Annotated in this window: 7 protein-coding genes and 1 pseudogene; 3 read left to right on the top strand and 5 right to left on the bottom strand. The window is 70.1% G+C overall.

Features of this window, described 5'->3' with window-relative positions; genetic code table 11:
* Window positions 1-1,034, top strand: a 1,034-nt coding sequence (locus D183_RS0104870) for an aminotransferase-like domain-containing protein (protein WP_017908008.1), incomplete at its 5' end; no start/stop codon positions are given.
* Window positions 1,035-1,260: 226 nt separating this feature from the next.
* Here the strand turns inward: D183_RS0104870 and D183_RS28120 are convergent.
* The 5 genes from D183_RS28120 to D183_RS0104845 all read right to left on the bottom strand — a co-directional run bounded on the left by D183_RS28120 (window position 1,261) and on the right by D183_RS0104845 (window position 4,714).
* Window positions 1,261-1,389 (bottom strand): hypothetical protein, encoded by a 129-nt coding sequence (locus D183_RS28120; protein ID WP_017908007.1) that lies wholly within the window; start codon window positions 1,387-1,389, stop codon window positions 1,261-1,263.
* A 335-nt stretch (window positions 1,390-1,724) separates the two neighbouring features.
* Window positions 1,725-2,555, bottom strand: coding sequence for an S-formylglutathione hydrolase (gene fghA, locus D183_RS0104860; RefSeq protein WP_017908006.1), 831 nt, complete (start codon window positions 2,553-2,555; stop codon window positions 1,725-1,727).
* A 90-nt stretch (window positions 2,556-2,645) separates the two neighbouring features.
* A complete protein-coding gene (gene gfa, locus D183_RS0104855; RefSeq protein ID WP_026143453.1) occupies window positions 2,646-3,218 on the bottom strand; it encodes an S-(hydroxymethyl)glutathione synthase in 573 nt (190 codons plus the stop codon).
* Between the two features lie 70 nt (window positions 3,219-3,288).
* On the bottom strand, window positions 3,289-4,398 hold the full coding sequence (locus tag D183_RS0104850; protein WP_017908004.1) for an S-(hydroxymethyl)glutathione dehydrogenase/class III alcohol dehydrogenase: 1,110 nt from the start codon (window positions 4,396-4,398) through the stop codon (window positions 3,289-3,291).
* Window positions 4,399-4,438: 40 nt separating this feature from the next.
* Window positions 4,439-4,714: a metal/formaldehyde-sensitive transcriptional repressor gene (locus tag D183_RS0104845; protein ID WP_017908003.1), complete on the bottom strand. Its 276-nt coding sequence runs from the start codon at window positions 4,712-4,714 to the stop codon at window positions 4,439-4,441.
* 324 nt (window positions 4,715-5,038) lie between these two features.
* Between D183_RS0104845 and D183_RS0104840 the strand changes: the two genes are divergently transcribed.
* Both D183_RS0104840 and D183_RS24015 read left to right on the top strand, forming a co-directional pair.
* Window positions 5,039-5,749 (top strand): response regulator, encoded by a 711-nt coding sequence (locus tag D183_RS0104840; RefSeq protein WP_153750682.1) that lies wholly within the window; start codon window positions 5,039-5,041, stop codon window positions 5,747-5,749.
* Window positions 5,746-6,117: pseudogene (locus D183_RS24015) on the top strand (two-component sensor histidine kinase); the annotation flags it as partial. The gene D183_RS0104840 and the pseudogene D183_RS24015, both read left to right, overlap by 4 nt.

The raw sequence follows: 6,117 nt of genomic DNA, 5'->3' as shown, positions 1-6,117 counted from the left end.
CGCTGGCGCGGCAGTTGCGCCGCCAGCGCAGCGCCGCGCTCGACTACGCACCGCCGCAGGGCCACGCCGCGCTGCGCCGGCAGATCGCGCAGCGCTACGCGCACTGCGCCACGGTCGTTGCCGCCGACGAGGTGGTGGTGACCGCCGGCGCGATGGAGGCGATCAGCCTGGCGCTGCGCACGCTCACCGCCCCCGGCGACGTGGTGCTGGTCGAGACCCCGACCTACCACGGCATCCTGCAGGCGGTGGCGGCGCTGCGCCTGAAGGTGCTGGAAGTCCCGAACCGGCCCGGCCAGGGCATCGACGCCGCACGCCTGGACGCACTGCTGCAGCGCACGCCGGCGCGCGCCGCGGTGCTGGTGCCGAACTTCAACAACCCACTGGGCAGCCTCACCCCCGATGCCGCCAAGCGCGCCGTGCTGGACAGTTGCGCGCACCACGGCACGGTGGTGATCGAGGACGACATCTACGGCGAACTCGACTGGTCGGGGCAGCGCCCACGGCCGCTGCGCCATTTCGACATCCACGGCAACGTGATCACCTGCGGCGCCTTCTCCAAGGTGCTGGCGCCCGGCCTGCGCGTGGGCTGGCTGCTCGGTGGCGTCTGGACCGACGCGCTGGTGCGCGCCAAGTACTTCTCCACCATCGGCGGCGCCAGCCTGCCGCAACTGGCCCTGGCCGACTACCTGAAGCGGCACGACCTGGAACGCCACCTGCGCAAGCTGCGCCGCACCCTGGCCGACAACGGCCAGCGCCTGCGCGAGGCGGTGCTGCGGCACTGGCCGGCCGGTACCCGCATCGGCGACCCGGCCGGCGGCCTGTCGCTGTGGCTGCAACTGGCCGACGCCGGCAGCGGCCAGGCGCTGTTCGAGGCCGCTCTCGCCGCCGGCATCGGCACCTCGCCCGGGCACCTGTTCTCCAGCCGCGGCGACTATGCCGACCACCTGCGGCTGAGCTGCGGCCAGCCGTGGAGCGAGACGCTGGAAGATGCAATGCGGCGGCTGGGCAAACTGGCAACGCGACTGCCGCGCTAGCGCCGCGTCCAGCGCCGCACCGCGGTCCCGATGCGAAGTTCGCTCCCAGCGCTTGCTCGCACCGCGCCTGCAAGGCGCCCTGGGCCGCCTCCGAGCGACGCCGTGCATGCAACTCCACATGCACATCGACCCATCACGGCGATCGCCCCGCGTGCGACACGACCGCAGCGGCCGCATCCGGCGCAACGGCGTGACCGCGATCGACGTCAGCCAGGAGCGGCGTGCGCTACGGCGTTGCCGCGCCGATCGCCAGCGCCACGCAGGCGCCGACCAGGGTGCAGGCGAGCATCGCCACGGGGCTGAGCGGGCTGCGCCAGCGCGGCCAGGGGAGCAGCAGGATGCGACGGCAAGACATGGCGCGGCTCCGATCCAGGGATGTGGCGAGGGCGAACCCTGCGGAATCTAGCCAGCGCCGGTCTCAGCAGGCGCGAACGCGATCGCACAATCGCGGGTCGGGCTGTGCGGCGCACCTGATTGTTTACGAGACAGGCCACGCCGCGTCCGTCGTGGTCACCGGCCTGTCATGTGCGCGGCAGGCAAGCAGCTGCCTGCGTCACTCGAGCGCAATCGCGCGTGCACCGAAAAGCACTGCCAGGGACGACAGCGGAGAAGGCTGGTTATGCGACCGGCCGCGCAGCGCGCGGCCCCCTGCCCGGCGGGCCGCGTCGCGCGGCCGCCGGTGGAGCGCGCTCAGCCCTGCAGGGCGCGCGCGTGGAAGGCGATGTGCTCGCCGATGAAGCTGCCGATGAAGTAGTAGCTGTGGTCGTAGCCGGGCTGCACGCGCAGGGTCAGCGGGTAGCCGGCGGCCTCGGCGGCGGCCTGCAGCAACTGCGGGCGCAACTGCTTGTCGAGGAACTCGTCGCCGCCGCCCTGGTCGATCAGCAGCGGCAGACGCTCGCTGGCACTGCCGATCAGCACGCTGGCGTCGTAGGCCTGCCACTGCGTGCGGTCCTCGCCCAGGTAGGCAGTGAATGCCTTCTCGCCCCACGGCACCTGGGTGGGCGCCACGATCGGCGAGAACGCCGACACGCTACGGTAGCGGCCGGGATTCTTCAGCGCGATCACCAGGGCGCCGTGGCCGCCCATCGAATGCCCACTGATCGCGCGCCGGCCGTTGTGCGGGAACTGCGCCTCGATCAGCGCCGGCAGTTCCTGCACCACGTAGTCGTACATGCGGTAGTGCGCGTCCCACGGCGCCTGGGTGGCGTTGACGTAGAAGCCGGCGCCCTTGCCCAGGTCGTAACCCTCGGCGTCGGCGACGCTCTCGCCGCGCGGGCTGGTGTCGGGCGCGACCAGGATCACGCCATGCTCGGCCGCATAGCGCTGCGCGCCGGCCTTGGTGATGAAGTTCTGCTCGGTGCAGGTCAGGCCGCTGAGCCAGTACAGCACCGGCAGCGTGGTGTGCTCGGCCTGCGGCGGCAGGTACACGGCCACCTGCATGGGGCAGCCGAGCACGGCCGAGTCGTGGCGATAGACGTCCTGCCAGCCGCCGCAGCAGGCGTGGTGTTCGATACGTTCCATGGGCAGTTCCGGGAAGAGGGCCTGCGGCCGCGACCGGCCGCAGGCGGGGTGCCGCGACGCGTCGACCGGCGACGCGCGCGGCAGCGGGCTTCAGTGCAGCACGCCGTTCTTGCGCGCCACGTGGGTGGAGATCGCGTCCATCAGCGGCGGCGACAGGCAATCGTACGGTTCCAGCTTCAGTTCGCGCAGGCGGTTGCGCACCCCGTCCATCGCCTCCGGACGCGTGCCGCTCTCGATGATCGACGACACGAAGGCGGCGAACCCCGGCGCCGACCAGCCCTGCTGCGGCGACAGTTCCGTATGCACGAAATCCAGGCCGTAGAACGGATGCTCGGTGTTCTCGATGCGGCCGTACATGTGCACGCCGCAACCGGTGCAGGCGTGACGGCGGATGGTCGCGCTCTCGTCCACCACCTTCAGCTTCTCTTCGTGCGCCGTCACCTTGACCTTGTCGCGCGCCACCACCGCCACCACCGAGAAGGTCGCGCCCTTCGGCTTCCAGCACTTGGTACAGCCACAGGCGTGGTTGTGCGCGGTCTGCGCGCCCACTTCCACCACCACCTTGTCGCTGGCGCAATGGCATTCCAGGGTACCGCCCTGGAAATGCTCCGCGCCGGCACGCACGCCGGCATCCACCGACGGATGAATCGTCACAGTACTCATCTTGCCCCCTCCCGGGTTCGTTGCGTCGCTGCAATGCGCGGAAACGGCCGCGCGCCGGACTGACCTGCGGTCAGAAGTGGATGACGGTGCGGATCGACTTGCCCTCGTGCATCAGGTGGAAGGCTTCGTTGATCTCGTCCAGCGGCAGGGTGTGGGTGATGAACGGATCGAGATCGATCTCGCCGTGCATCGCCTGCTCCACCATGCCCGGCAGCTGGGTGCGGCCCTTGACCCCGCCGAAGGCGCTGCCGCGCCAGACGCGGCCGGTGACCAGCTGGAACGGGCGCGTGCTGATTTCCTGGCCGGCGCCGGCCACGCCGATGATGACGCTCTCGCCCCAGCCCTTGTGGCAGCACTCCAGCGCCGAGCGCATCACGTGCACGTTGCCGATGCACTCGAAACTGAAGTCCACGCCGCCATCGGTCAGCTCGACGATGACTTCCTGGATCGGCTTGGTGTAGTCCTTGGGGTTGATGCAGTCGGTGGCGCCCATGCTGCGCGCCAGCTCGAACTTGCCCGGATTGGTATCGATGGCCAGGATGCGCCCGGCCTTGGCCTGCACCGCGCCCTGGATCACCGCCAGGCCGATGCCGCCGAGGCCGAACACCGCGACGCTGTCGCCTTCCTTCACCTTCGCCGTGTTGTGCACCGCACCGATGCCGGTGGTGACGCCGCAGCCGAGCAGGCACACCTTCTCCAGCGGCGCCTCGGGATTGACCACGGCCAGCGAGATCTCCGGCACCACCGTGTACTCGCTGAAGGTGCTGCAGCCCATGTAGTGGTAGATCGGCTGGCCGTTGTAGGAGAAGCGGGTGGTGCCGTCGGGCATCAGGCCCTTGCCCTGGGTGGCGCGCACCGCCTGGCACAGGTTGGTCTTGCCGGACAGGCAGAACTTGCACTTGCGGCACTCGGCCGTGTACAGCGGGATCACGTGGTCGCCGACCTTGACGCTGGTCACACCCTCGCCCACCGCCTCGACGATGCCGCCGCCCTCATGGCCGAGCACCGCCGGGAAAATGCCTTCCGGATCGTCGCCGGACAGCGTGAACGCGTCGGTATGGCACACGCCGGTATGGGTGATGCGCACCAGCACTTCGCCCTGGCGCGGCGGTTCGACATCGATCTCCACGATCTGCAGCGGTTTGCCTGCTTCGAAAGCGACGGCGGCTCGGGACTTCATGCGATTTCTCCTGGCTGACGGAATGGGCGTGGGGTGGGGATCATTTGAGGTAGGAGCGGACCAGCATGGCCATCTCGCGCACGCGCGCGGCGCGCTGCGCATCGGAGGTGGCGGCATGGCCGAATTCATCGCGGACGTGCGCCTGCATCACTTCCGACATCAGGCCGTTGACCGCGCCGCGGATGGCGGCGATTTGCTGCAGCACAGCAGCGCAGTCCGTCCCCTCCTCCAGCGCGCGTTCCAACGCCTCGGTCTGGCCGCGCAGGCGGCGGATGCGGGCGAGGACGCGCTTCTTTTCGTGCGGGGCGTGCGGCATGTGGCGGGGACTCGGGAACTATACTGGGGGATAGTATTCCTGCCATCGGAAAAAGAAAACGCCCGCGCCGTTACTCCACCCATCCTGGCCGACCCGGGCGCGGCCGGACGCCCCGCCGCGCGGGTGCCGGCGCATGGCAATGCGTGTCGGCCCAGGACACGAAACCGCCATGTTGGCGCCGCCGGTGCTGCCTATGATGGCCACGCGTTCATGCGCGGGCCCCGGTGCCGGTGGCCACGTCCCTGCCCGCCCCCAGTTCCAGGCAGCCGCGGCCACGTCTAGACTGGGCGAATCCCCGTGTGGCCGCCCTTCAAGATCGTGGACATGAAATCCTTCATTCTGGTCGTCGACGACGATCCGGATCTGCGCCGACTCATCAGCGAGTTCCTGAGCGACCACGGCTATCAGGTGGACACCGCCGAGACCGTGGCGGAGATGCGCCTGCGGATGGCCGAGCGCCAGCCGGACCTGGTGATCCTGGACGTGATGATGCCCGGCGAGGATGGCCTCAGTGCCGCCCGCCAGCTCGCCAGCGAGCGCGGCGCGCCGGCGGTGATCATGCTCAGCGCGCTGGGCAGCGACACCGACCGCATCATCGGCCTGGAAGTCGGCGCCGACGACTACCTGGCCAAGCCGTGCAATCCGCGCGAGCTGCTGGCGCGGGTCCGCGCCCTGCTGCGGCGCAGCCAGGCGGCGACGCTGCCGCCGGAAGCGCGCGGCAACGTCTACGAGTTCGCCGGCTGGCGGCTGGACGTGATCCGCCGCGACCTGCGCGATCCCACCGGCATCTTCATCAATCTTTCCGACGGCGAATTCGCGCTGCTGCGCACCTTCGTCGAGCATCCGCAGCGCGTGCTCAGCCGCGACCAACTGCTCGACTACGCGCGCGGCCGCGATACCGAGGTCTACGATCGCGCCATCGACAGCCAGATCAGCCGCCTGCGCCGCAAGATCAACGAGCGCGTGCAGACCGAACTGATCCGTACCGTGCGCAACGAGGGCTACATGCTGCTGCCGAGCGTCGCCCGCCTGTGAGCGGGCCCACGCGCGCCCGCCGCGGCGTGCCGATCTTCGCCCGCGCCTTCCTGCTGCTGGTGGTGGCGCTGCTCACCGCGCAGCTGATCGGCATCGCCCTGGTGCTGCGCACGCCGGTCTACGAGATGCCGGTGCACCCGCCGGAGGTGATCGCCCTGCTCAGCACGCGCATGCCGGCCGGCACCCAGACCCTCAAGGTGCAGGACACCGCCCATGCGCCGCTGCCGGCGCGCGACCAGGTGCGCGACCGCAACGTGGAACGGCTGATGGCGCACTGGCTGGAAGTGGCGCCGGACCAGGTGCGCTTCTACCGCAACAGCGACGGTCGCCTGGAACGCCTGCGCCTGCGCCTGGGCGAACGCCCGCCA

The sequence above is a fragment of the Xanthomonas sp. SHU 199 genome (assembly GCF_000364665.1).
Taxonomy (GTDB): Bacteria; Pseudomonadota; Gammaproteobacteria; order Xanthomonadales; family Xanthomonadaceae; genus Xanthomonas_A; species Xanthomonas_A sontii.
This window is presented reverse-complemented; position numbering and strand designations above follow the sequence as displayed.

Bases quoted from the DNA above. Each gene is read 5' to 3' on its own strand.
- D183_RS0104850 (WP_017908004.1), bottom strand. From the start codon at position 4,398: ATGAAGTCCCGAGCCGCCGTCGCTTTCGAAGCAGGCAAACCGCTGCAG.
- D183_RS0104845 (WP_017908003.1), bottom strand. From the start codon at position 4,714: ATGCCGCACGCCCCGCACGAAAAGAAGCGCGTCCTCGCCCGCATCCGC.
- D183_RS28120 (WP_017908007.1), bottom strand. From the start codon at position 1,389: ATGTCTTGCCGTCGCATCCTGCTGCTCCCCTGGCCGCGCTGGCGCAGC.
- fghA (WP_017908006.1), bottom strand. From the start codon at position 2,555: ATGGAACGTATCGAACACCACGCCTGCTGCGGCGGCTGGCAGGACGTC.
- gfa (WP_026143453.1), bottom strand. From the start codon at position 3,218: ATGAGTACTGTGACGATTCATCCGTCGGTGGATGCCGGCGTGCGTGCC.
- D183_RS0104840 (WP_153750682.1), top strand. From the start codon at position 5,039: ATGAAATCCTTCATTCTGGTCGTCGACGACGATCCGGATCTGCGCCGA.